General features: G+C 41.1%; 26 protein-coding genes. All 26 read right to left on the bottom strand.

The features are described from left to right. Positions 1-11 precede the first annotated feature (11 nt). Positions 12-1,118 (bottom strand): glycosyltransferase, encoded by a 1,107-nt coding sequence (locus tag O3644_RS04985; protein WP_048791601.1) that lies wholly within the window; start codon positions 1,116-1,118, stop codon positions 12-14. 11 nt (positions 1,119-1,129) lie between these two features. Further along, positions 1,130-1,882 (bottom strand): glycosyltransferase family 2 protein, encoded by a 753-nt coding sequence (locus tag O3644_RS04980; protein WP_048791600.1) that lies wholly within the window; start codon positions 1,880-1,882, stop codon positions 1,130-1,132. Positions 1,883-1,893: 11 nt separating this feature from the next. Further along, entirely contained in the window at positions 1,894-3,108 is a 1,215-nt protein-coding gene (locus O3644_RS04975; protein WP_048791599.1) for a DegT/DnrJ/EryC1/StrS aminotransferase family protein, read from the bottom strand. A 14-nt stretch (positions 3,109-3,122) separates the two neighbouring features. Further along, positions 3,123-3,815, bottom strand: a complete 693-nt coding sequence (locus O3644_RS04970) for a sugar transferase (RefSeq protein ID WP_048791598.1) — start codon at positions 3,813-3,815, stop codon at positions 3,123-3,125. 8 nt (positions 3,816-3,823) lie between these two features. Further along, positions 3,824-5,632 (bottom strand): polysaccharide biosynthesis protein, encoded by a 1,809-nt coding sequence (locus O3644_RS04965; protein WP_371595215.1) that lies wholly within the window; start codon positions 5,630-5,632, stop codon positions 3,824-3,826. Between the two features lie 9 nt (positions 5,633-5,641). Continuing rightward, positions 5,642-6,349, bottom strand: coding sequence for a tyrosine-protein kinase (locus O3644_RS04960; RefSeq protein ID WP_371595214.1), 708 nt, complete (start codon positions 6,347-6,349; stop codon positions 5,642-5,644). 8 nt (positions 6,350-6,357) lie between these two features. Further along, complete coding sequence (locus O3644_RS04955) at positions 6,358-7,053, bottom strand: Wzz/FepE/Etk N-terminal domain-containing protein (RefSeq protein ID WP_371595213.1); 696 nt, start codon at positions 7,051-7,053, stop codon at positions 6,358-6,360. Positions 7,054-7,081: 28 nt separating this feature from the next. Continuing rightward, on the bottom strand, positions 7,082-7,813 hold the full coding sequence (gene cps4B, locus O3644_RS04950; protein ID WP_371595212.1) for a capsular polysaccharide biosynthesis protein Cps4B: 732 nt from the start codon (positions 7,811-7,813) through the stop codon (positions 7,082-7,084). Between the two features lie 3 nt (positions 7,814-7,816). Further along, a complete protein-coding gene (locus O3644_RS04945; protein ID WP_371595211.1) occupies positions 7,817-9,268 on the bottom strand; it encodes an LCP family protein in 1,452 nt (483 codons plus the stop codon). Positions 9,269-9,599: 331 nt separating this feature from the next. Continuing rightward, positions 9,600-10,205 carry an anaerobic ribonucleoside-triphosphate reductase activating protein gene (gene nrdG / locus O3644_RS04940; RefSeq protein WP_371595210.1) on the bottom strand — a complete coding sequence of 202 codons (606 nt, stop codon included), beginning with the start codon at positions 10,203-10,205 and terminating at the stop codon, positions 9,600-9,602. Then, positions 10,165-10,710 (bottom strand): GNAT family N-acetyltransferase, encoded by a 546-nt coding sequence (locus tag O3644_RS04935; RefSeq protein ID WP_371595209.1) that lies wholly within the window; start codon positions 10,708-10,710, stop codon positions 10,165-10,167. The genes nrdG and O3644_RS04935 overlap by 41 nt, the downstream gene beginning before the upstream one ends. A 9-nt stretch (positions 10,711-10,719) precedes the next feature. Then, a complete protein-coding gene (locus tag O3644_RS04930) occupies positions 10,720-11,217 on the bottom strand; it encodes a GNAT family N-acetyltransferase (RefSeq protein WP_371595208.1) in 498 nt (165 codons plus the stop codon). A gap of 55 nt (positions 11,218-11,272) precedes the next feature. After that, a complete protein-coding gene (locus O3644_RS04925) occupies positions 11,273-11,410 on the bottom strand; it encodes a hypothetical protein (RefSeq protein WP_005592063.1) in 138 nt (45 codons plus the stop codon). A 1-nt stretch (position 11,411) separates the two neighbouring features. Further along, complete coding sequence (nrdD, locus tag O3644_RS04920; protein ID WP_371595226.1) at positions 11,412-13,607, bottom strand: anaerobic ribonucleoside-triphosphate reductase; 2,196 nt, start codon at positions 13,605-13,607, stop codon at positions 11,412-11,414. Between the two features lie 121 nt (positions 13,608-13,728). Next, complete coding sequence (locus O3644_RS04915) at positions 13,729-15,285, bottom strand: heme transporter CcmD (protein ID WP_371595207.1); 1,557 nt, start codon at positions 15,283-15,285, stop codon at positions 13,729-13,731. 35 nt (positions 15,286-15,320) lie between these two features. Beyond that, on the bottom strand, positions 15,321-15,467 hold the full coding sequence (locus O3644_RS04910) for a hypothetical protein (RefSeq protein WP_181951244.1): 147 nt from the start codon (positions 15,465-15,467) through the stop codon (positions 15,321-15,323). Positions 15,468-15,754: 287 nt separating this feature from the next. Beyond that, a complete protein-coding gene (cls, locus tag O3644_RS04905) occupies positions 15,755-17,290 on the bottom strand; it encodes a cardiolipin synthase (RefSeq protein ID WP_148887618.1) in 1,536 nt (511 codons plus the stop codon). Positions 17,291-17,471: 181 nt separating this feature from the next. Continuing rightward, positions 17,472-17,969 carry an SP_0198 family lipoprotein gene (locus tag O3644_RS04900; protein WP_371595206.1) on the bottom strand — a complete coding sequence of 166 codons (498 nt, stop codon included), beginning with the start codon at positions 17,967-17,969 and terminating at the stop codon, positions 17,472-17,474. 60 nt (positions 17,970-18,029) lie between these two features. After that, positions 18,030-19,262 (bottom strand): folylpolyglutamate synthase/dihydrofolate synthase family protein, encoded by a 1,233-nt coding sequence (locus O3644_RS04895; RefSeq protein ID WP_048765247.1) that lies wholly within the window; start codon positions 19,260-19,262, stop codon positions 18,030-18,032. 369 nt (positions 19,263-19,631) lie between these two features. Then, positions 19,632-19,943 (bottom strand): DUF1292 domain-containing protein, encoded by a 312-nt coding sequence (locus O3644_RS04890; RefSeq protein WP_048763552.1) that lies wholly within the window; start codon positions 19,941-19,943, stop codon positions 19,632-19,634. 20 nt (positions 19,944-19,963) lie between these two features. Next, a complete protein-coding gene (gene ruvX / locus O3644_RS04885) occupies positions 19,964-20,383 on the bottom strand; it encodes a Holliday junction resolvase RuvX (protein WP_005591497.1) in 420 nt (139 codons plus the stop codon). Beyond that, positions 20,383-20,649 carry an IreB family regulatory phosphoprotein gene (locus O3644_RS04880; RefSeq protein WP_005592119.1) on the bottom strand — a complete coding sequence of 89 codons (267 nt, stop codon included), beginning with the start codon at positions 20,647-20,649 and terminating at the stop codon, positions 20,383-20,385. The genes ruvX and O3644_RS04880 overlap by 1 nt, the downstream gene beginning before the upstream one ends. Positions 20,650-20,817: 168 nt before the next feature. After that, positions 20,818-21,375 (bottom strand): SP0191 family lipoprotein, encoded by a 558-nt coding sequence (locus tag O3644_RS04875; RefSeq protein ID WP_048763550.1) that lies wholly within the window; start codon positions 21,373-21,375, stop codon positions 20,818-20,820. 43 nt (positions 21,376-21,418) lie between these two features. Beyond that, positions 21,419-21,985 (bottom strand): SP0191 family lipoprotein, encoded by a 567-nt coding sequence (locus O3644_RS04870; protein ID WP_048763548.1) that lies wholly within the window; start codon positions 21,983-21,985, stop codon positions 21,419-21,421. A 108-nt stretch (positions 21,986-22,093) separates the two neighbouring features. Continuing rightward, a complete protein-coding gene (gene spx, locus O3644_RS04865) occupies positions 22,094-22,492 on the bottom strand; it encodes a transcriptional regulator Spx (protein WP_015605950.1) in 399 nt (132 codons plus the stop codon). A gap of 85 nt (positions 22,493-22,577) precedes the next feature. Further along, positions 22,578-23,726 (bottom strand): recombinase RecA, encoded by a 1,149-nt coding sequence (recA, locus tag O3644_RS04860; protein ID WP_048763545.1) that lies wholly within the window; start codon positions 23,724-23,726, stop codon positions 22,578-22,580. Between the last annotated feature and the right edge of the window lie 7 nt (positions 23,727-23,733).

Below are 23,733 nucleotides of genomic sequence, written 5' to 3'. Positions count from 1 at the left end.
TTAATTTCTTTCTACTCATTAATTTTATTGCCATAAATTCTATACAATTGAGGAACAATTGTCTGTAATGAAAAATTTATTTTTAATTCATTTAAATCATTTGGCACAAAACGTTCAGATGCAAATTTACTTACAGCTGTACACCAAACTTCTAGGTTATTCTCTAATACACTTACTTTATTTGTTACATTTATTTCTTTAGGAAAATTATCAGATATAATTACAGGTACATTTGCTGCTTGACATTCTAAAGGAACCATCCCAAATCCTTCTGATTTAGACGGCATCACACATACATCAATCGCATGTATCAATACATCTAAATCATTTCTTACGCCTAAATTAATTACCCGTTCATCCAAACTATTTTTAGTTATTTTTTCTTTTACCGCGGATGGTAAAGAATCTTTACCAATTAAAACAAGTTTATAGTTATGATTATTTTTCACCATCTCATGTAATATATCAATAACAAATGGAACTTCCTTTAAAGGAGTCATATTGCTAATATGACCCAGTAATATTGTACTATCTTCAATACCTAACTGATGACGAACCTTCTCTCTCAGTTCTATATTTTCACTATATTTTTCGACTTCTAATGGATTAGGTAATATATCGAAATCATGAACTCTCAACAAATCAAACCAAACTTTAGCTGCATTTGTTGAGCAAGCAATAAATTTATTTGCCCAAAATTTATTTAAATAAACTAATGGTATATTGCGAATACTGCTAATTTTTTTATTACCTAACACTGCACTATGTACATGTAAAATTCGTAAAGGAACTTTATATTTTTTTGCATAATATAAAAATGGAAAAGCAAAATTCGCTGAGTGTAAATGAACACCATCATATCTATTACTATACTTTTTAAAAAAACCTCTCACTTTGTATATAAAATTTAATGGAGATAGTTTCTTTTCTCCTTCATTAATATAAAAGATTTTACCTCCATATTTTAATATTTCACTTTCATATGAAGGTGAAATTTTTTTAGTAAACAAAAAATCAAATTCTACATTCTTATGAATATTGTATTTATGCCATGCCACTAGTACTGATACAATACCTGAACTAATACCAGCATGATCATATATTTGGAGAATTTTCACTCAACATTTCCTCATTTTATTTTTAATATTTTGATTACTCCCCATAAGAAAATATGAAAAGCACTCCTTATTCTACTTAAACTCTCTATTTCTCTATATAATTCCCAATGATACTTTATCAGTGATATTTTGTTGCTTGATATCGAATTGTTTCGAATTCTATACTGCATAAGTACTTGATTCAAACCATAAATATACTCTGTTTTTTTCAGAATTTGAAGCCAAAGTGCATCATCGTTCCTTTTTCTTATATCGGGTACTTCAAACTTTCCTAGTTCCCTTACACTATACATAACTGTAGAATTACCAACAGGACAATCCAGTAAAATTCTATTATAGTTTGCTTTGGGAAGCGTTTTAATAATTCTATCTGTTTTTTCCCCTGATTCACTAATCTGTTCATAATCAGTGCAAGAGAAAGAGATACTATTCTCATGCATAAAGGACAGTTGTTCACTTAATTTTTCAGCAGTCCACACATCATCTGAATCTAAAAAAGCCATATACTCCCCTTTGGCTTCTGCCATTGCTTTGTTCCTAGCAACAGCTGCACCAGAATTTTTATCCAACTTTATATACTTAATCCGGTTGTCTTTTATAACATATTGATTTACCACTTCTTCTGTATTATCACTGGAACAGTCATCAACAATTATCATTTCCCAATTGTGATATGTCTGTGACAAAACCGATTCTATAGTTTCTTCTATAAAATTAGCAGAGTTAAATGTAGGAGTAATAATTGATACTAAACCATCTATCATCTATGTCCTCCTTATCTTAAAATTTCAAATATTATATTTTTATATGCATTAATAATATACTCAACTTCCTCATCGCTGAGCTTAGTGTGTAGAGGTAATGTAATTTCATTTTCAAAATAGCGATATGCATTTGGATAATCTTTGATATCAAAGCCTAAATCCGTATAGGCTGTTAACATTGGAAGTGGCTTATAGTGTACATTACAGGCAATACCCTTTTCTGCCATCTTCTGAATAATCAAGTTACGTTCTTCTAAACTGATTCCTTCAACATGTGTAACATACAAGTGTCTAGATGACTGATAGTACGCCTCCTCATGTTTCAGGGGTGAAATAGGCGTACCTTCAAATGCCTTATCATATTGAGCAACAATCGCTTTTCTTCGTTCCAGTAATTGAGGATATCTTTTTAATTGTACTAACCCAATTGAAGCCATGATATCTGTCATATTACACTTATAGGCCGGTTTTACAATGTCATATTCCCAGGCTCCTAATTGAGTTTTCGCTAATGCGTCTTTGGTCTGACCATGAAGTGATAAAATCTGAAATTCTTTATACAATTCATCATCATCAATACCAGGATGTGCTTTCCATGTGACACTGCCTCCTTCTGCTGTTGTAAAGTTTTTTACAGCATGAAAAGAAAATGATGAAAAATCAGCAATATTACCAGCAGGAACATTTTTGTACGTTGCGCCTAAGGCATGAGCGCTGTCAGAAATAACTACAATCCGATTAAAGACATCTTGCAACTTACCAGTCGCTTTAAATAGATGCTGTTTTGCAAAAACAATGTCGAAAATTCTATCATAATCACATATAATTCCTGCTAGCTCTACAGGAATAATCGCTTTCGTATTGGATGTAATGGCTTCTTCAAGCAAGTCATAATTCATTTCAAAAGAATTTTCTTGAATATCAACCATAACAGGAGTCGCACCTACATGAGTGATAACACTGCAGGAAGCTGTATAAGTCATCGCCGGAACAATGACTTCATCTCCTTCACCAATTTCTAAAACTCGCAGAATAAGCTCCAAAGCTGCTGTAGCAGAGTTTAAACATACCGTACGATTAGTATGGGTATACTCTGATAAGCGTCTTTCTAATTCTTTTGTTTTAGGTCCGGTTGTAATCCAACCTGAACGTAAGGTATCTGCAACTTCAGCAATTTCTTCTTCTGTAATATCTGGGGGTGAAAAAGGGATATTATATTTTGTCATAATGGATTACTCTCCTATTTAACTACTTCCACTACTGTCTGAATCATGATTTTTAGATCATTAATAAAACTAAACTGTCTCAAATACTCTAAATTATAGTGCATTTTTGCGGGTAAAACTTCGTTCACATATGCGTCATCAACCGTTAAACCACGTTCGACACATCTATTGATTATAATATCTTCATCTTTGAACGAAATGCTTGCTGGAGAGGTTATCCCAGCTGGCAATAATAAAGTTGCTTTCATTTCATCTGTATACTGATCGGTATATTTAGGAACTTCCGGTCTGGTACCAACAAAACTCATATCTCCTAATAATACATTAACCAATTGTGGCAGTTCATCTATCCGATATTTCCGAATAAATTTTCCAATTTTAGTAATGCGATTATCATTGTGAGAAGTTACAAGAGAACCTTTTTTATCCGCTCCCACTACCATAGTTCGAAACTTCCAAATTTTAAATTCTCTGCCATATTGTGTAATTCGGACTTGTTTATAAATAGCTGGGCCTGAACTATCTATTTTTATCCAAATCCCAATTATCAAGATAACAGGAGAAAATAGGATGAGAAGTACCAAAGCTAGTAAACGGTCCATTAATAATTTACAAAACAATGATGTTCGTTTATTATTCAACAATTTATAATAACGTTCTACATCTTCATTTCTAAGCTGAACTGGCAAATCTTCGAACTTTATCATTTATACTCCTACTGTTGCGCAAATTTTATTAATTTAGCTTTCAATTCTGCTCCATCTAATTTGGAAATAGAAGCAATAAAAGCTGTTACTTCTGAATTAGGTAAAGCTTGAACATTTCCTACAAATATTTTTTCATAGATTTGTTCGTCAACTCGCTCTTCGGTAGAGAGCAATTCCTCATATAATTTCTCTCCTGGGCGAATTCCAGCTTCTACAATTTGGATTTCCTCTTCCGTATGACCGCTCAAGGTAATCATTTTTTTAGCTAAATCTAAAATTTTAACTGGCTCACCCATATCTAACACGAAAATTTCTCCACCATGCATTAGCGCACCCGCTTGAATAACAAGACGACTTGCTTCAGGAATAGTCATGAAATACCGCGTCATTCGGAAATCTGTGACGGTAATTGGACCACCGTTCGCAATTTGCTCCTTGAACAAAGGCACCACACTACCTCGACTGCCTAAAACATTCCCAAAGCGAACCGCTGCAAACAAGGTCTTCCCTTCCTCATTCAAACTCGTAACAATCATTTCAGCCACACGTTTTGTAGCTCCCATGACATTTGGAGGATTCACAGCCTTATCTGTAGAAATCATTACAAATTTAGCAACTCCAGCTGCTTTCGCAGCTTCAGCCACATTTTTGGTTCCATAAATATTGTTTTTCACTGCTTCAGTTGGATTGTATTCCATCAGTGGGACGTGCTTATGAGCTGCCGCATGGTAAACACGATCAGGTTGATACTCATGCATAATATGGAATATCCGTTCTCGATCTTGTATATCCGCGATAAGAGGCACAATTTCGACTTTATCTCCATACTGAGCAAGTAATTCTTTATGAATTAAATAGATAGAATTTTCTCCATGACCTAAAAGTAGTAATCTTGCAGGAGAAAAACGAGCAATTTGGCGGCAAAGCTCTGAGCCAATTGAGCCTCCTGCTCCTGTTACCAAAATTGTCTTACCATCAATATTGGATTGCAAACTCGTTTGATCAAGTCTAACTTCTTTTCTTCCCAATAAATCAGCAATATCAATTTCTCGTAATTTATGTACTTTTAACTTTCCTGTAACCACTTCTTCATATTTCGGCATAGCACTAACTTTAGCGCCTGTTTTTTTACAAAGAGAGAAAAGCCGTTCATACTCATCTGGTTTAAGAGAAGGAATTGCTAGGACAATCTGACTTATCTCATAGTTTGCTACAATCTCAGGGATTTGATTATCCGTACCAACAACTTTGACACCGTGCAAAAACGAGCCCTGCTTACTTGTATCACTATCTACGACAGCCACAATCTTTAATTCAGGTGACTCTTTTAAAGCCGTTTTAATAAATAGGCTTCCACCATCCCCTGCTCCGACCACCAGCGTTCTACTTACTTTGCTTTCTTCAACCTCTGTATAGGTTGTTCCGTTTTTAAAACTAAACCACATTCTCCAGCAAAGACGCATGGACATAGTAAATAAAATAGAGAACATGCAACTAAGTAATAAAAAGCGATAGCTTGTATGCAAGGATAGCGCAAGTTCTACTAAGAAAATAACAAAGTAAGCACTGACCAAGGTTAGACTGATCGTACTAAGAGTTTTATAGTCCGTATAACGATTAATAATCGAGAAGAGTTTCGTTTTGATTCCAATTAAAAAATAGAGTATAACTGTCATTGTTAAGGTTTGTACAAAACTCAAATCTGACAGCAAAATATATTCAGATAAAAATAAGTATGCCACAAAACCACTAAAATATATTAAAACAGCATCTGCTATCATCAGAATAATTCTTTTTTGTGATCGTGTTAATTCCATAATATCCCTTTATTTATTCGATTCTTCTTTTAGTTGACCCCCATAGGAGCCATAGGAGCCATAGAAACCGTATGTATCTGCTTGCACATCGTATTTATTTAAGACTACGCCAAGAAAAGGTGTAGAGGATTGTTCCAAGTGCGTTTTAGATTTTTGAACCATTTTACGCTTGACTTCCTTTGGTGCTACAACCAACAGACTAGCGTCGCAGACTTTGGCAATCAAGGTTGCGTCGACCACCACACCAATTGGCGGTGTATCTACGATAATATAATCATAATGACGGCGCAAGACGCTCATCATCGTTGCAAATCGGTCACTCTGAAGAAGTGCAGTTGGGTTAGGGGAGATTTGCCCCGAAGAGACAACGAAAAGATTTGGCTCATCCGTTTCGCACAATCCTTGAGATAGATCTGTAGTCCCAGACAGATATTCTGTCAAACCAGTGACTTTTCCATCACTCTTAAAGACTCCACCTAACATTTTAGAATTCCGAATATCTGCATCAATCAAAAGTGTCTTGTGACCCGCTTTAGCAAAGGTCAGAGCGAGATTGGTTGAAGTTGTTGTCTTTCCTTCACCCGGGAAAGTAGAACTTACAGCAATTACTCTGATGTTCTCGCCGCTAAGTTGGATATTGGTCCGAAGAGCATTATAGTACTCCTCTACCCGTGAAATAGACATTTTCTTCTTTCTTGCTAACTCTAGTATTGGCATTGTATCTCCTAACCTACCTTATTCATATCTGGAACGACACCAAGTAAAGTCATTCCTAAGACTTCTTCAATATCTTCTGGCTTCTTGACACGGTCATCAAGGATCTCAACAATCACTACTACAATGACCATCAAGACACCACCCGCAAGCACTCCAATGATGGTATTGCGACGGATGTTTGGAGAAGACGGTGTTTTTGGCTTTTCTGCTTCTTCCAGCGTTGTAACGTCGGATACCTTGGTAACAGCGATGATCTTCTCAGCAGCAACTTCGCGCAAAGTATTGGCAATACGGCTTGCTTCTGCCGGATCCGCATGCGTAACCGTAATAGACACAATCCGAGTATCTGTCGGTACGGTCACAGTTACCTTAGATGCCAAATCAGATGGCGAACCTGACAGTTTCAATTCTGAAATGACGGATGCCAAAACATCTTGTGACAGGATGATTTCCTTGTAGTCCTTTACCAGATAAGAACCAGCCTGCAAGTCTTGGTTTGTCAAGGTAGGATTTTCGCCCTGCTGACGATTGACAACGTAGATACGCGTCGTGCTCTTATAAGCAGGCTTAGCAATAAAAACGCTATAACCTAGGGCTAAAATACCTGTCAATAAGGCAGTTAAGATAATTAAAAATTTCCGTTTCCAAATTGTCTTCAACAGAGACAACACATCGATTTCGATCATTTGATTTTCTTGATTCATGTATTTACTTTCTCCAGAGTTTGATTGATTAAATAAACTCGTTACTTAATAAGATTTCTTGGTTTGTCTTAAAGAGTTCTTCCGCACGCTCAGCGCCGTATTTTTTCGCGACAATCTGATAGGCCTTTTGCATATAAGGCGGTCTGTCATCGAGATTGTGCATGTCGCTGGCAACGAAATGAACTAAGTCCCGTTCTAAAAAGAACTGAACACGCTTTTTCATAAATTTGTAACGATCACCAAAGAGCTTGGGTTTCAAAACATTTGAACTATTGACTTGCATATAGCAGCCCATATTGATCAATTCGCTGACCTTATCTTCATCATTTTCCAGACAGTGATAGCGCTCGATATGGGCCACCACCGGAGTCATACCGAGGCGGATAACATTGCCCAAGGCTGAGTGAATATCCTTATAGGGTGTATTCATACTAAACTCGATCAAGACATACTTGGTGTCGCCTAGACTGGGAAATGTCCCCTCTTCCAGCTTTTGTAAGATATCGCTAGTATAGTAAATCTCAGCTCCATATAGCACGGTCAAGTCGTCAGCAACTTCCTTGGCTAACTCCTGCACTTGCTTAAAGTTTGCTGCAATCTTTTCTTCGGGCGTTTCAAACATGCCCTTTCGGCGATGAGAAGTGGAAATAATGGTACGAACGCCCTGACGATAGCTTTCTTCTAGTAGACGTCGGCTATCCTCTAATGTCTTAGGGCCGTCATCCACATCAAAAATGATATGTGAGTGAATATCAATCATGCTTTACTTCCCTTCCATCACTTCTTGGATCGCTGCTTTGGCTGCTGCCAAGCTATTTTGATCAATTTCCATCATGTAGAGATTGGCTTCTGGCATGGCATAGGAAGGCAGACCTGTATTTCCAGTTCCAGTCAAGGCTTGAGAAGTTACATTGTAACTTCCGCCTGACTCTAACTGAGTATTGATCAGATTCATCATCGTTTCCAAGCTCATATCGGTCTGGACAGAATCCTGCAATCCTGAAAGAATGGCGTTGTAGTTCTTCAATGCATCTGTCGAAGTCAGCTTTTTAATGACTGCTGCAATGACCTTTTCTTGGTTCTTACCACGATCATTATCTCCGCCATTTAGAGAATAACGTTCACGAACGAAAGTCAACGCTTGTTCAGAATTTAATGAAATATTACCAATAGGATAATGAGTATTTCCTGCAGTAAACTCTTGGTCGTTCTCAATATCAATCCCGCCCAGCAAGTCAATCAACTTGAGGAAGGAAGTGAAATTCAGGCGCACGTAGTAATTCAAATCAATGCCATAGAGATTTTCCAAGGTGTGAACTGAAGCGTCCACGCCGTAAATACCCGCGTGGGTCAGCTTATCTGGCTGATTAAGGCCACCGTCCGCAATTGGAACATAGGCATCCCGTGGTGTCGTCGTCAGCAAGACTTTCTTGGTCTTACGGTTGACTGTCATGATAATGTTGACATCTGAGCGTGACACAGAAGAAATCGGTCCATAAGTGTCAATTCCACTGACATAGATATTGAAGACTTCTGCATTTGGATCTTGCTTGCCAATAGCTGTATCAACCTTCTTGCTTATCTTATAAGTATAGATTTTTTTAATTTTTGAAGCATAGTCAGGATCTTCACCACGAATCGTATCTTCAAAGACGCTATTCAGAACCATAGCCTTGGCCTCACCAGAAGTCAACGACTTATAGGCAGCGAGATAAGAAGATGCTGTGTCCACTGTCAGCTCATGCCCTTGTGTTTGACTGATATTTTTCATCAATGCTTGGACATTGTCTTGGTCATTGCCTGATGGTGCTAAGACATTTGTCAACTGCTTGAGGTCCTTAACATCACTATCTGCCGGCACCACGATACTCATCTCATACTCAGAGTAGTTAGAAGTGGAGTTAACGCCAGCCGACAAGTCGACTAAACCCTTTACAGCATACATAGACACAGACCCCACAAGCAGGGCTACTATTAGGATAGCACTAGTGGTCTTGCCTGCCTTACCCTTGAAAATCAGGATTCCTGATAGAACCGCCACTGCTAAGATGAGGGCTGTCACTAAGATATTCACATAGCGAAAAGCTAGAAAATGATAGCGGAAAATTGTGAAAATCAAGAAGGCCGCTAACAAAGTATAAACACCCAAGAGGGTGCTATTAACTATTTTTAATCGATCGCTTTTCTTTTTAGACTTTTTTGCTCTCTGATACATTCACCTTACTACTTTCTGTGCGAAATTACTCTAGCCTATTATAGCATAAAAACATAGCTTTTTTAAGAATTTCTTAAGAATATTACATAATTGTAAAAAAATCCTATTCTTTTGTCAACGACTTCAACTTTGAAATCGAATTCAAGCCAAAACATAGAAAAATAAAGCGATATCAAGGCATTGACACCACCTTATTCTGGTAGATAAGATAGAGCTCCGCTCATGAAATTCAGAGAGCTGCTGGCATATAGTAAGCATATTTGAAAAATTGTGGACAAAATTGAACCAAACGTCCTATTTTTATACTGAAAGTTTTGCTCTGACTTGACGATTATAGTAAGCCGTCTCGATCAACTTGCTCATAGGTCTGGAGGCCATCATTGAGCTTGTCCCAGATGACTACCTGTCCTGACTGAAGAGACTTCTGGACATCAATGATACGCTGATTAGAAGAGCCACGAAACTGCAACATGAGATTCTTCTTGGTAATATCAAAACGGCCGTCCACCAAGATGTCAATCAGACTCAGCAGCTCCAGCTTGTCCTCCGTTTCCAGCATCATCTCCTCCCAGGTGTAGCCCGTCCAGGACCAAATATCCTTGTCCGGCAGCTCTCTCCGAATCCGCTTGACCAAGGGCAGGAGAATGCCTGTGTTGAGAAATGGCTCGCCGCCTAGGAGGGTCAGCCCCTGCACATAAGGCTCCTCCAAGTCTTTCATAATCTGCTCCTCCAACTCTTGCGTATAAGGAATGCCAGCGTTGAAAGACCAAGTTGCTGCATTATAGCAGCCCTCACAGTGAAACATACAGCCACTGACATAGAGGGAGTTGCGGACGCCTTCGCCATCCACAAAGTTAAAGGCCTTATAGTCAATGATTCGCCCCTTACTCAGCTCCTCACTTTTCCATTCTTGAGGTTTGGGATTGTTCATCGTCATCCTCCAAATCTATCCAGTAGCGCTGACTTCTGTCGATTGTATTTTCGTAAACACCGCCAGCCGAGAGAATGGTGCGGCGGCTGGCTTCGTTGTCTTCATCGCAGGTAATCAGCACTCGTTCCAGTCCTTGCTTGCGAGCCTCTGCTATTCCTAGCTCTAGCTGTAACTTGGCCAATCCCTTTCTACGTTTGCTAGGTCGAATAGAATAGCCAATATGACCACCCTCCACAAATAATTTGTCATTTAAGGACAGGCGCAGAGCTAAAAAGCCCAGAGGCAAGCCGGTCTCATCAAAGGATAAAAATTGGATGGCAGGAACCCAACCTGCTGGCAAGTTTGCCACATCTTCCTTCCGTTCTACAATTTTCAGCCAATCCTCATAATCCTTTGCTCGTTTCCAAGTAGAGCCCATGCCGCCGTGCATGTAGGATTTTGCAGCATCAAACTCCGCAATCATCTCTAAAATCGCGTCTTTATCTTCCAAAGTTGGTCGTCGTAACTTCATAAACTATCCTCAATCTAAATCAATCCAATAGCGCTCTTTACCAGCTCGAATATCCTCTAAAGCCCCGCCATTAGCCAGAATCACTCCTCGACTGGCAGCATTGTCACTATCGCAAGTCACTAAAGCACGTTTGATATTTTTACCTTTGGCAACTTGCAAGCCTTGTCGCAGCTGCTCCTTGGCCAATCCTTTCCCACGCGCAGACGGACGAATACTGTAACCGATATGCCCGCCTTCTTGGAGTAAATGGTCATTGAGCCGCAAACGCAGATTGAGAAAGCCCACAGCCTGACCATCTGCAGCAAAAGAAACCAGTTGGACGTAAGGCACAAAACCTTGCGGCAAGCCTAGCCCTGCTTCAGCTAGCTGAATCGTCTCCAGCCAGTCCTCATAAACAAAATCCGCTCCGCCAAAGAAGCCATCCTGCCGGCTACCAGCTGCTTCAAAGTCAGCCAGCATCTCTAAAATTTTTTCCTTGTCTTCTAGTTTCGGTCGTCTCAGCTCCATAGATCCTCCTGATACGAAGAGAGTGAGACCGCCTTGCGCCCCACTCTGACTTCTATTATTTCTTGTTTTTTTCTAAAAATTGCTGACGCAGTTTGGCTAATCGCTCTTTTTTGCCATTGCCTCCCCGCGAATGTTTTTCATGGAAACGCTGCACCTGAGCCTTTCCTTTGTCGTCCAATTGATACTTTCCCATCTTAATCTCCCTCATACTTAATAGTCGAGCCATTCATGTGCTTGACCCGAGCTGATATTTCCTTGTGGCGGCCGTTGACCATTGGACGAGCTTGCGGATTTCCTAAGTAACCGCAGGTCCGCTTGACCACATCGACCGTCTTGGGATCGCTGTTGCCGCAGTTTGGACAGGTGAAGCCCCGCTCGGTCGGCGTGAAATCTCCCTCAAAGTTACACTTGTAACAACGGTCAATCGGCGTATTAGTTCCCAGATAGCCAACCCGATCATAGGCATAGTCCCAGACTGCTTCCAGTGCCTTGGGATTTTGCTGCAGCACAGGATATTCACAGTAATGGATAAAGCCGCCTGAGGCTCCCACTTCAGGATAAATCTTCTCAAAGTCCAACTTTTCAAAAGGCGTTGGATTCTTACGCACATCGTAGTGGAAGGAGTTGGTGTAGTACTCCTTGTCAGTGATATCTGGAACGATGCCGAACTTCTCTGTATCCAAACGGCAGAAGCGGTCAGTCAGACTTTCAGATGGCGTCGAGTAAACAGAGAAATGATAGTCATACTGCTCGGACCACTCTTCCACCCGACGCTTCATATCTTTGACAATAGCAACTGTAAAATCCTTGGCTTCTGGATTGGTCTCCCAATTACCGCCGTAAAAGACTGCTGCCACTTCATAGAGGCCGATATAGCCTAGGGAAACCGTTGCCCGACGGTGAGTAAAGAGCTGGTCAACCTGATCATACTTGCCCAAGCGTTTGCCAAAAGCCCCATACTGATAAAGAATCGGTGCATTGGCTGGACTGGCTTCCTTGGTCCGCTCCACTCGATAAACTAAAGCATCTTCAGCGATATTCATCCGCTCGTTAAAGATTTCCCAGAATTTATCCAAATCCCCCTCGGATTCAAGCGCAATCCGCGGTAGATTGACAGTCACGACACCCAGATTCATACGGCCGGAGTTGACTTCCTGACCATTTTCATCCTTCCAGCCTTGTAGGAAAGAACGGCAGCCCATCGGCACCTTGAAGGATCCAGTCAAGTCGATAATTTTGTCATAGGAAAGGACATCTGGATACATACGCTTAGTGGCACACTCCAGAGCCAGTTCTTTGATGTCGTAGTTAGGCGTTCCTGGCTCAAGATTAAGCCCACGCTTAAGGGTGAAAATCAGCTTAGGGAAAATCGCTGTGCGGTGCTCGCTTCCCAGTCCCTTGATACGGATATTGAGAATAGCTTTCTGAATTTCCCGCTCAAAACGATTAGTTCCCAGACCAAAGCCCAGCGAAGTAAAAGGAGTCTGACCGTTAGAGGTAAAGAGCGTATTGATCTCATACTCCAACGACTGCATGGCATCGTAGATATCCTTCTTGGTCTTCGCCCAGGCGTACTCTTCCTGTTTATCCAGCAAAACCCACTGCTCTGCATCCTTGAGATGCTTTTGATAATTAAGCTCAGCATAGGGCGCCAAGACTTCATCAATTCGGTCGGCCGAACAACCGCCGTACTGGCTGGAAGCTACATTGGCAATGATTTGCGAGATTTGCGCTGTCGCAGTCTGAATAGACTTGGGACTCTCTACTTCTGCATTTCCAATCTTGAAGCCATTTTTCAGCATGCCGTCAAAGTCAATCAGACAGCAGTTCGTCATCGGTGTATAAGGGCTGTAGTCCAAATCATGGTAGTGGATGTCCCCCTTCTGGTGGGCATTAGCCACATGAGGCGGCAGCATCTTAAGCCCAATGGATTTACCGACAATCCCAGCTGTCAAATCCCGTTGGGTATTGAAAACATCGCTGTCCTTATTAGCATTCTCATTGACTACCGTACGATCTTTGTTGAGGAGCTTGTCAATGGTAAAGTTGATATCAGTCGCTTTTGAGCGCTCAAAATCCCGTTGGGTGCGGTAAGTGATGTAGTTCTCCGCAATGGCGTATTCCTTGGCATTCAAAAGCTCATGCTCAACGATGTTCTGAATCTCATAGATTTTGACATACTTAGCGAAGCGGCTGCTGATTTCTGCCACAACACGGTCTGTAATGGTTTCGAGCTTAGCTTCCAGCATAGGCGTCATGGGACCAAGGTCCTGAGCCGCTCGTACCATAGCCTTATAGATCTTAGTCACATCAAAAGCTACTCTCCGGCCGTCTCGCTTCTCAACGTAGATGGTAGGCGCTGTATCAAATTTTGCTTCTCTTAAAATCATCACAAACACTTCCTCTTCTCAATTAATCATCTACCAAACATTATATCACTCCAAAATAAAAAATCAATATGTTGTGGTAAAATTGTTATTTTTTTATTTTACACACAACATATTGATTCAATCACTTGATTTGATAAAGCTTGAAATGATTGAGTTTTAGGTTCACTTCTTCATAATCTTGAGAAATTTTCTTTTTCACATCCGAAAAGAGTTTCACATCTTTATTGACTAAGATAAACTTTGGACTCGCTTCGTTTAAAGCATTACGCAAGAAAATGCGATTTTCCTCCGTTCCTGTATAAAGCGAAGGACTCAGTAGAGAAACGGCTGATAAACGTTGCGCTTGTTGATAGAGACTTGCTGTATTATCCCAAGCATAAATACTATCCTTGGCAGTGCTATTTTCACGGATATGTTGGGCAGCCAGATTTCTCTCTGCTGAAACTCCGTTGGATAGAATATACTCATTTACAAACGGATAAGCTAGGAGGTAAAGCATCGCAAGCAAAGGTAGAAAGAGTTGCTTACCCAAATAACGATTCCAGCTAGAAGCCTTGGTAGGCTTACGGTGACGTCTTTCATGACCATCCCTGTCTCCACCTGTATCTAGCCACAAGGCTAATAATAGTAGGGCAAAAGGCAGAGTTGTCAACAATTGATAAGCGCCCTTCTCTGGCAGACCTAAAACTCCAACAAAGCTAATAGGGAGGCCTAGTAGCCCAATAAAGCGCATACCACGCGCAGCAGTTGGTTCTTCTTTGAAAGCAAAAGCCGTCATCAGCGCTGTCGCAAAACCTAATCCTAGGAAAAGCAAACCATAATAGAGCAAATGATCTAATATATAGCTGCCATTAAGACGAAAAGCCTCTAGAACATAAGTAGCTTGGCTAATCGCTACACCAAAAGAACCATTCAAAACTGTATAGTAGCCCAGTGGATAAAAGACTAAAGAAAAACCTAATAGACCTGCTAACAATTGATAAAAACCACGCGCTTTTCGCTTGTCAGCGATATTGTACAGAAGCAAAAACAGCGTCGTCAATGAGTAAAAGAGCAGACTAAAAGCTGGCTCGATTAGAAAAGCCAAGGCTCCAACCATTCCAAAACGAATAAAAGACTCATCGCGGACACGCCCTTGTAAGTATTTCACAAGATGGTACAAACTCCGAAAGATAAATGGAAAAGCAAAAATAATAGAATAAGTTCCACCAAATCCCAGTGTCAGCACAAACAAATAGAACAGGACTGTAATCTGGCGAGCTAGACCACTTCTAACCGTTATTTGTGAAATTGTCTGGAAGAGATATATTCCTGCCAAGGTCAAAGCCACTATTTGAAAGAGTAGAAACACTACCGGACCAAGGAACAAATTCCCCAACCAGCTTACCAAATAGTAGAGGAGACCGCTAGTTCCATAAATATTTGCATAGGCAACTTCTCCCTGAGTCAAGGCCCAGCCAGCATATAGATTTTGCGATTGCAAATTGGTGGCTAAGTTGGTTAGTAGAGGATTGATGACACTGGTCAAACTGACCAAAATACTCCAAAAAAATAGTTGTAAGGAAGGAACTGGCTCGATTATTTTCTCTAGCCGCCGTCTCTCACTCGTATTTTGCCAGGTTTCTGCGGACATAGATACTAAAATTTCCACGTTTTCCTGCTGATTTCTATCGTTCATAAAAGTTCTCCTTGATTTCCATACTCTATAGTATATCAAAAAGCACTCTTTCTGTCAGCCTTATCTTGGCTCCCTTTCTTTTTCTGGCTCTTCTTTGCCAAACGCTCCAAATCGCGAAATCTCAGGTAAATTGGCCGTTTTTCTGGACAAGGAAGCCGATAAATTATTTTTGCTATTTCCATCTATAATCCTCCTTTGATTCTCTGTCCTCTATTTACTATTCGTAAAATAAAGGTACTAATCACAAGAATGCATGATGCGTAGCTAATGTCTCAGCAAAAAACAGAAAAAAAGAGGCTGGAACAAAAGTCCTAGCCTCTCAATTGTCTTTGGATTGTCAAGCAAGACGCAGTGGTTGAGTGGGCTCTACTGCGCTGATTTCATCAGCTTTTACAGCCCTACTCAACTGTGCGGAGGTGGGACGACGAAATCGAATTCTAACGAATTACCGATTTCTATCCCACTCTCTTTAAAGTAGCGGAGCAAATAATTGCATGATTTCCTTTAGTAAACGCTGGTACCAGCTATTCTGAAGGGTTTCAAGGGAGATTTCTTTGGAAACATCAAACAAGTCTTCAAAATCCTGCTTAATATCCGCAATCGATTCTGTTTGATACATAAGGACGGCATTTTCATAATGATGCACCAGACTACGGTAGTCAAAATTAATAGTTCCGACCACGGCTAACTCATCATCCGAAATAACGTTCTTACTGTGGATAAAACCAGGAGTGTACTCATAAATCTTAACACCAGCCTCCAGCAAGTCTGGATAAGCACCACGAGTGACTATCTGAATCAGCTTCTTATCAGGAATAAATGGCGTCACAATGCGAATATCCACCCCTCTCATGGCTGCATTTTTGATATCCTCTGTCAAATCATAGTCAATAATCAAATAAGGGGTCGTAATATAGACATAATCGATGGCTTGATTGATAATATTCTGGTAGACAGCCTTGCCCACCTGTTCCTTATAAATCGGCTTAGGGCCACTACCATACGGAATATAAAGCCCTTTGCCTTCCACTCGCTGGCTATCAAAGTGATAACGGTCAAAGTCTGTAATTTCCCCGCGATTGATGTACCAATTCATCAAGAAAAGACGTGTCAAGGCCTTTACTGCTCGCCCTTCCAGACGGACACCGCCATCTTTCCAATGTCCGAAACGCACGATATGATTAATGTACTCGTCTGCCAGATTGATACCACCTGTATAGCCGACTTGCCCATCGACCACCAAAATCTTGCGGTGATCACGATTATTATAGGCCACCGTCATCCGTGGAATCACCTTATTAAACTTATGGGCATCAATTCCCATCTTGCGCAACCTTTTCGTGTAATCTCCTGGGAGAGTCGCCATACAGCCAATATCATCGTAAAGCAGCTTGACTTCAACTCCCTGCTGGACTTTATCTACTAAAATCTGAAGGATACGATTCCACATCAAACCTGGATCAATGATATAAAATTCAAGAAAAATGAATTTCTTGGCCGAACGCAAATCATCCAGCATAGCTTCAAACATCTCTTCTCCAAGAGGGAAATATTGCGAAGTCGTGCCATCGTAGACATCAGCATTGTGATCCATACTCAGCAAAGACTTGACAATGCCAAAGGCTGATTTATTTTCCTGCTTGAGTTCGACTCGCAGGTCATAGCTGTTGTCCTCTCGAAACTTCATTGAGTCCATTTTTTCCAGCTGCTGGATTTCTTTTTTGGAAAGGCGTCGCTCCCCAAACATCAGATAAAGCAGAAAACCAAAGACAGGTACAACTGCGAACAAGAGCCAGGTCACCTTGCTTTCAGGAGGCATATTCCGATTGACAATCGTCAAAATAGTCCCGATGTATAAAGAAACAATGACAAGGGCTGACAACCAATTAGGAACCAACTGACTAAAATAGAAAAAGGCCGCAAAAACAAGAAATAATTCTAGTAACATGATAATGATGCTGAAACCATACTTAGACATCAGCAAACGAAACTTGCCCAGATTCATCCTAATCCTCCCTCATCTCACATTTTATCTAGTATAACAATAATTAGCAGCAATTTCAAAACTTTTTAAAAGAAAACAGTCTCTAGTCCAAGATTAAAGAAAGCCCTAGCACTCCATTATCCAAACACACAATAAGCTGGAGCATCTGTCCAGCCTTTTGTAGGATATTCCTTTTTGAAAATTATTGCTTGGTGAAGACGATTGTGTCATCATCATCGTTTTCCTGCGATAAATCTTCCAGAGTCAGTTGTTTTCCCTCTACACGATAACGCTTAACGTCATCTCCAACGATCATGGTTTGATTAGTTGGATCAACCTGCACCTGTTCAATTTCCTGCTCACCGTCGCGTTCGACTTTGGTCAGGGTTCCTTTATTTCCAGAAACTTCTAGGGTTAAGGCATCGCCTTCATGAGTGGCCTTATAGGTCCCGTCTAAGTCACTGGTAGCCGTTTGACTGGAGGTAGAAGTCTCTGAACTACTAGTATTTGCGCTACTGTTTGTATTGCTACTTGCCTTGCTATTTGATGACACTGTCTCAGATGACTGAGAAACAGAGGAACTCGCTTGAGATTGAGCAGCTTGATTGGATGGATTTTGACCAGAATTGCCACAAGCTACCAATACAAAAGCGGTCATAGCCGTAAGGGCTGAAAGAACTAATTTTTTTGAAACCTTCATTTTGTTTCTCCTTTCTTTGTTCCACTTCTATTTTACCAAACAAGGCTTTCTATGGTCAACTTATACACTCTGGAGGTAGGCTCGAACCTCTGCAATGAAATAGAGTGAGCCCGTTACGAAAAGAACTTGGTCGGCCGTCTGCTCTTGTTTGAAATTCTCAATAAAGGCTCTATAATCAGCCACATATTCAAAGTCCGCAGCTTCTGCCTGCCCCACAGATTCTCCGTAGTCAAAGCTAGTCACCGTCACCTGAACCTCTGGCAAGTTCTCCTGCAAATAGGCCAGCATACCGCTATAATTCTTGCGCTTCAAAGCTCCAAACAGCAGGCTGCATGTCTTGCCCTTCTGCCCCTTGATAAACTCGACCAGACGCGCCAAAGCTGGTAAATTATGAGCACCATCCAGATAGATATTCGGGCTAATTTCCTCTAGCCGCCCCGCCCAATGGGTCTTCTGCAAAGAAGAAGGAAGCAGAGAAAAATCAATTTCCCATCTCATTTGCTTCATAAAAAGCAGAAAGGCCTGCAAAGCCAGCGCTGCATTTTCTTCTTGGTAAGCACCTTGTAATCCCAAAACCAAATGCGATAAAAGCAGGTCTTTATTCTTAAAAGAACGATCAGAAAACCAAAAATCTCGACCGTATTCGTACAAATCCAAGTCCAAGCTTGCTGCCCGCTGCTCACAGACCCGACGAGCCTCCTCCGACAAGGGGCCAATGACTGCGGAACGACCTTTTTTGAAAATACCAGCCTTCTGCTCTGCAATCGCTGTAAGCGTCTGCCCCAGCGTCTCCTGATGATCCAAGCCCACTGAGGTCACCACTGCAACTTGCCCATCCAAGACATTGGTCGTATCCAACAGTCCACCAATCCCCACCTCGATGAGAGCCAGATCAACCTGCTCCTCTCTGAAATAAAGAAAGGCCAGCAAGGTCAAGATTTCAAAATAGGATAGCTGGTCGTGCGTCTTGACCAATTCTCTCTCCATCTCCTGAATCTGCCGCCCTAAGCGGACAAAATCAGCATCCGAAATCGGCAGACCATTGATACAAATACGGTCATGAACGCTGATCATATGCGGCGATGTAAAGCTAGCTACCTTTTTCCCTTGATCGGCAAATAGATTCCGCATAAAAGCAATGGTAGAGCCCTTGCCGTTCGTTCCCGTTACATGAATGACGGGGTAAGCCCCTTCAGGATTCCCCAGCAAATCTACTGCTCTCTGCATCCGCTCCAGACCTGAACGAAAGTTTATACCAATACGACCGTTCAACCATTTTTCAATTTCATTCATCACTTTTCCTACATAAAAAGAGAAGCGAAGCAGACTTCAAATGTGAATCGCCACTCGCTTCTCTCTTTTCTATTCTTTGTAAAGAAACCAGCTGTGGCCAAGCTGAGATAAGTTCTCAAACTGGTTGATTTTCTAGTTTCTAGGTTCGGGCTAAAAAGGTCCCCCGGACCTTCCTCGCTCTCTAGTTTTCAAGCTCGGGCTAAAAAGGTCTCCCAGACCTTCCTCGCTCTCTAGTTTTCAAGCTCGGGCTAAAAAGGTCTCCCAGACCTTCCTCGCTCTCTAGTTTTCAAGCTCGGGCTAAAAAGGTCTCCCAGACCTTCCTCGCTTTCTGGTTTCTAAGCTCGGGCTAAAAAGGTCCCCCGGACCTTTTTACTCCTCCATAAAGCTGTTGAAGACTTCTTCAATCATATCCCACTCTGCATCAGAGTCTTCTGGGATTGGTTCCAATTCGCCTTCTGTTCCGTCTTCATTTTCTGTAAATGAGTAAGCTTGGATTTCAACTTCGCCGTTCTCATCTTCTTCAGCATTGACCGGTACCAAGAGTACGTAATTTTTTCCAAACTCTTCTTTGCCATCAATGGTCAAAAGAATTTCAAACAAATTCTCGTTTCCTTGCTCATCTACCAAGGTAATCAACTCAGGTTTTTCCTGTTCGTGGTCATGGTTATGATCGTGTGCCATAATAATTTCCTCAATTCTTTCTAAAAGTTTCTATCTAGATAATTCTGTAAAATCAGCTGAGCCGCCAATTTATCAATCACTTTTTTGCGCTTGCTGCGGCTGACATCTGCCTGTTCAATCAGCATGCGCTCAGCAGCCACTGTCGTCAGACGCTCGTCCTGATACTCGACCGGAATTTGGAAAAGCTGGGCAATCTTCTCGCCATAAGCCTTACTCGCTTCCACTCGTGGACCGCTGGTATTGTTCATATTTTTAGGGAGGCCAAGCACAAACTTGTCCACCTTATATTGCTCGACAAGCTCCGTCAAACGCTCAAAACCGAACTGCTCTTTTTCTTCATCAATCTGAATGATTTCAAGTCCCTGAGCGGTGAAGCCAAGTGGATCGCTAATTGCAACGCCCACTGTTTTCGAGCCAACATCTAGTCCCATAATTCTCATCAGAGGTCAATGCCTTGCCCTTTCAGATAATAACGCACCAGTTCCTCTACGATTTCATCGCGTTCATATTTACGAATCTGATTTCGAGCATTATTATAACGAGGCACATAAGCAGGATCTCCACTCAGCACGTAACCTACGATTTGATTGATTGGATTATAGCCCTTATCATTGAGTGACTTGTAGACATCGGTCAAAGTCTCGCTAATTTCTTTTTTGTTTGAATCATCAAGATTAAAACGTACAGTTTCGTCTGTAAATCCCACAATTACACCCTCTTTCTCTAAGAATACCATCATTATAGCATAATTACAGCAGTTTCACAAACTTAATCCATGTAAATTTTCTACTTTTTCGACATTTTTTCAACTATTTACTGATCCTTCCCATCAAAAAACTAGCCCTTCTTCAAAGACTAGTTTTCATCAAAAATATTAGGACGGATTGCTAATTTCCTTGCCCCCTTCATCTTGGAAGGACTTGATAAATTCTTCTGGAGTCTGAGACTTCATTTGGCTAAAGATTGGCCCATAGGTCGGTACTTTAGAAGCCGCATCATAATCAAGATTTGTCGGATCGATAATAAAATCAATATCAACAGTGCCTTTTTCGGTTACTTTAACATTCACTTGAATACCTTTTACTTGTTCAAGTTTATCCACTCCTGAACTTTGCTTGAAGCTCTTGCTCACCTCTTCTTGCAGAGAGGACAAGTCTTGACCAGCTAAGGCAGACTTAGCTTCTTCTGGCAAATTTTGTGAAATAGCAATATTCACTTTTTCATACTTCTTGCCCGCGTAGGTAACTGTCAAGGTCATCGTTTGATCAAGCCCTTGTACCTTTTGATTTAACTGATAAGACTTGGTAACCGATTTATCTTTTGCCTTGCTTTGAACAGACTGATTGCTACCAACTTTTCCACTATGTGATTGCTGTCCACAAGCTGTCAACACCGCCAAACTAGCCATTAAAAGTACTACTGATTTTTTCATTTCTTTCTCCTTTTTGGTTTTCTATGATTGACAAGAAGCTTCCTTACTGTTGCTCCTCAGCCCCGTTCATCAATAAATTATTGATATATTCTTCAGGTGACATCTTTGTCATTTCTTTTAGATTGCTATTTTTAAAATAATTTAAAGTGAGTGCCTTTTCAATATCCAAATTGTCAAAATCGTAAGTTGACGTGATTTTTAGTTCATTTTCATTAAGAATCTGAACGGTTCCGGTGAAACCAGCAACAGTTTTTGCTTGAGTATAGTCCGTATCCTTTTGCATTGATTCATCCAAAAGTCGCTGAGTCTCCTCCAGGCCCACTTCTTTAATCGCATTTTTGATACTATCATCCGTTGGAGTAATTCTCTCCATAATCACCTTGATAAAACGTTTCCCTTGATAAGTGATAATTTGACTAGATTGAATTCCTTGCTCATCTTTGGGGAAAACTAGTTTTTTGGTGATAACTTCCTGCTTTTCAGCCTGACTGATAATGGGAAGATTAGTTGTAATTTCCTCTTTTTTCCCCTTTGGCTTGTCCGCTTTCTTATGAGCGCAGCCAGTCAATATCACAGCTGCTAAGCCAAAAATTAGTAAAAATTTCTTCACGTTCCGTCCTCCTCAGAGATATTGTATCATAGTTTAACCGCTTGTCAATCATTTTTAGGTAATGATACAGAAAAAAGGCAGCCTAAAAGGCGCCTTTCTTTATCTAAATTATAGAGCTGCCCGTAAGCGAGCTTCTGCATTCTCAACATTGCGCACTGCACGAGGCAAGAAGGCACGGATATCGTCTTCCTTGTAACCAACTTGGAGACGCTTGTCATCCACCAAAATCGGACTTTTCAGAATCCGTGGTGTTTCCATAATGATGTCAATGACTTCGTTTACACTCAAATCTTCAATATCAACACCGAGTCCTTTTGCATAACGGTTTTTTGAAGATACAATGCTGGCAATGCCATTTTCAGTTTTTGCTAAAATATCAAGAATTTCTTCTTTGGTAATTCCTTCCTTACCGAGGTTTTGCTCCTTGTAAGTCAATTGATGGGCGTTTAGCCAGGTCTTTGCTTTTTTGCAGCTAGTACAACTTGAAACCGTATAAATTGTGATCATGCAAGTACTCCTTTCGCTACACGATACTACTATCGTAGTATATTATACCACAAAAACCATCGGTCTTGCGACCTATTTTGAAAAATTATTCCTCAATATCAAAGGCATCGTCTAGATCAAGAGTCACTTCTTCCAATTTTTCAAGAGGAGCCTCAGCCTTACCCTTCACTGCTTCTGCTGGCTCATCATCTTCAATCAAGCCGTAACGTACACGGACTTGACGGTCGATTTCATCAAAGACTTCTGGATGATCAGCCAAGTATTTCTTCGCATTTTCAGAACCTTGGCCGATTTTTTCATCATTGTAGGAGTACCAAGCACCCGCTTTTTTGATGATATCCAAGTCAGTTGCAATCTTAATCAGCTCGCCTGTCTTAGAAATACCTTCTCCGTACATGATTTCCACAAAGGCTTCCTTGAATGGTGGAGCCACCTTGTTTTTCACAACCTTGATTTTGGTTTCCTTACCGACATTGGTATCTTTCGCATCACCCGTACCCTTAATTTGGGTATTGCCACGGACATCCAAACGAACAGAAGCGTAGAACTTCAAAGCACGTCCACCTGGTGTTGTTTCAGGATTACCAAACATAACACCAACTTTTTCACGAAGTTGGTTGATAAAGATGGCAATCGTCTTGGTTTTGTTGATAGAAGCAGACAATTTGCGCATGGCCTGACTCATCATCCGAGCCTGCAAGCCGACGTGGCTGTCACCGATATCGCCATCGATTTCTGCACGTGGCACCAGGGCTGCAACTGAGTCGATAACGACCAAATCAACTGCACCAGAGTCAATCAATTTTCCTGCAATTTCAAGACCCTGCTCCCCTGAGTCTGGTTGTGACAGCAGCAATTCATCAATGTTTACGCCCAAAGCTGCAGCGTATGACGGATCCAAAGCGTGCTCTGCATCGATAAAGGCTGCGATGCCGCCTTCTTTTTGAGCTTGAGCCACTGCGTGAAGAGCAACGGTTGTCTTGCCGGAAGACTCTGGACCGTAAATCTCAATAATCCGCCCCTTAGGATAACCACCCGCACCAAGGGCGATATCCAGAGCCAGAGAGCCTGAACTCATGACTTGAACTTTTTGTTCCGCCCGCTCGCCCAGACGCATAATAGCTCCCTTACCGAAGTCTTTTTCAATATTCTTCAGAGCGTTATCCAAAGCTTTTTGGCGTTCATCTCCAAATTTCTTTGTGATTTCATCCAAATTTTTCTGTTTTTTTGCCATTTATTTC

This window comes from Streptococcus sp. 27098_8_113 (assembly GCF_041432545.1).
Classification (GTDB): domain Bacteria; phylum Bacillota; class Bacilli; order Lactobacillales; family Streptococcaceae; genus Streptococcus.
The sequence above is the reverse complement of the archived record's forward strand: the minus strand, read 5'-3'. Positions and strand labels throughout refer to the sequence as shown.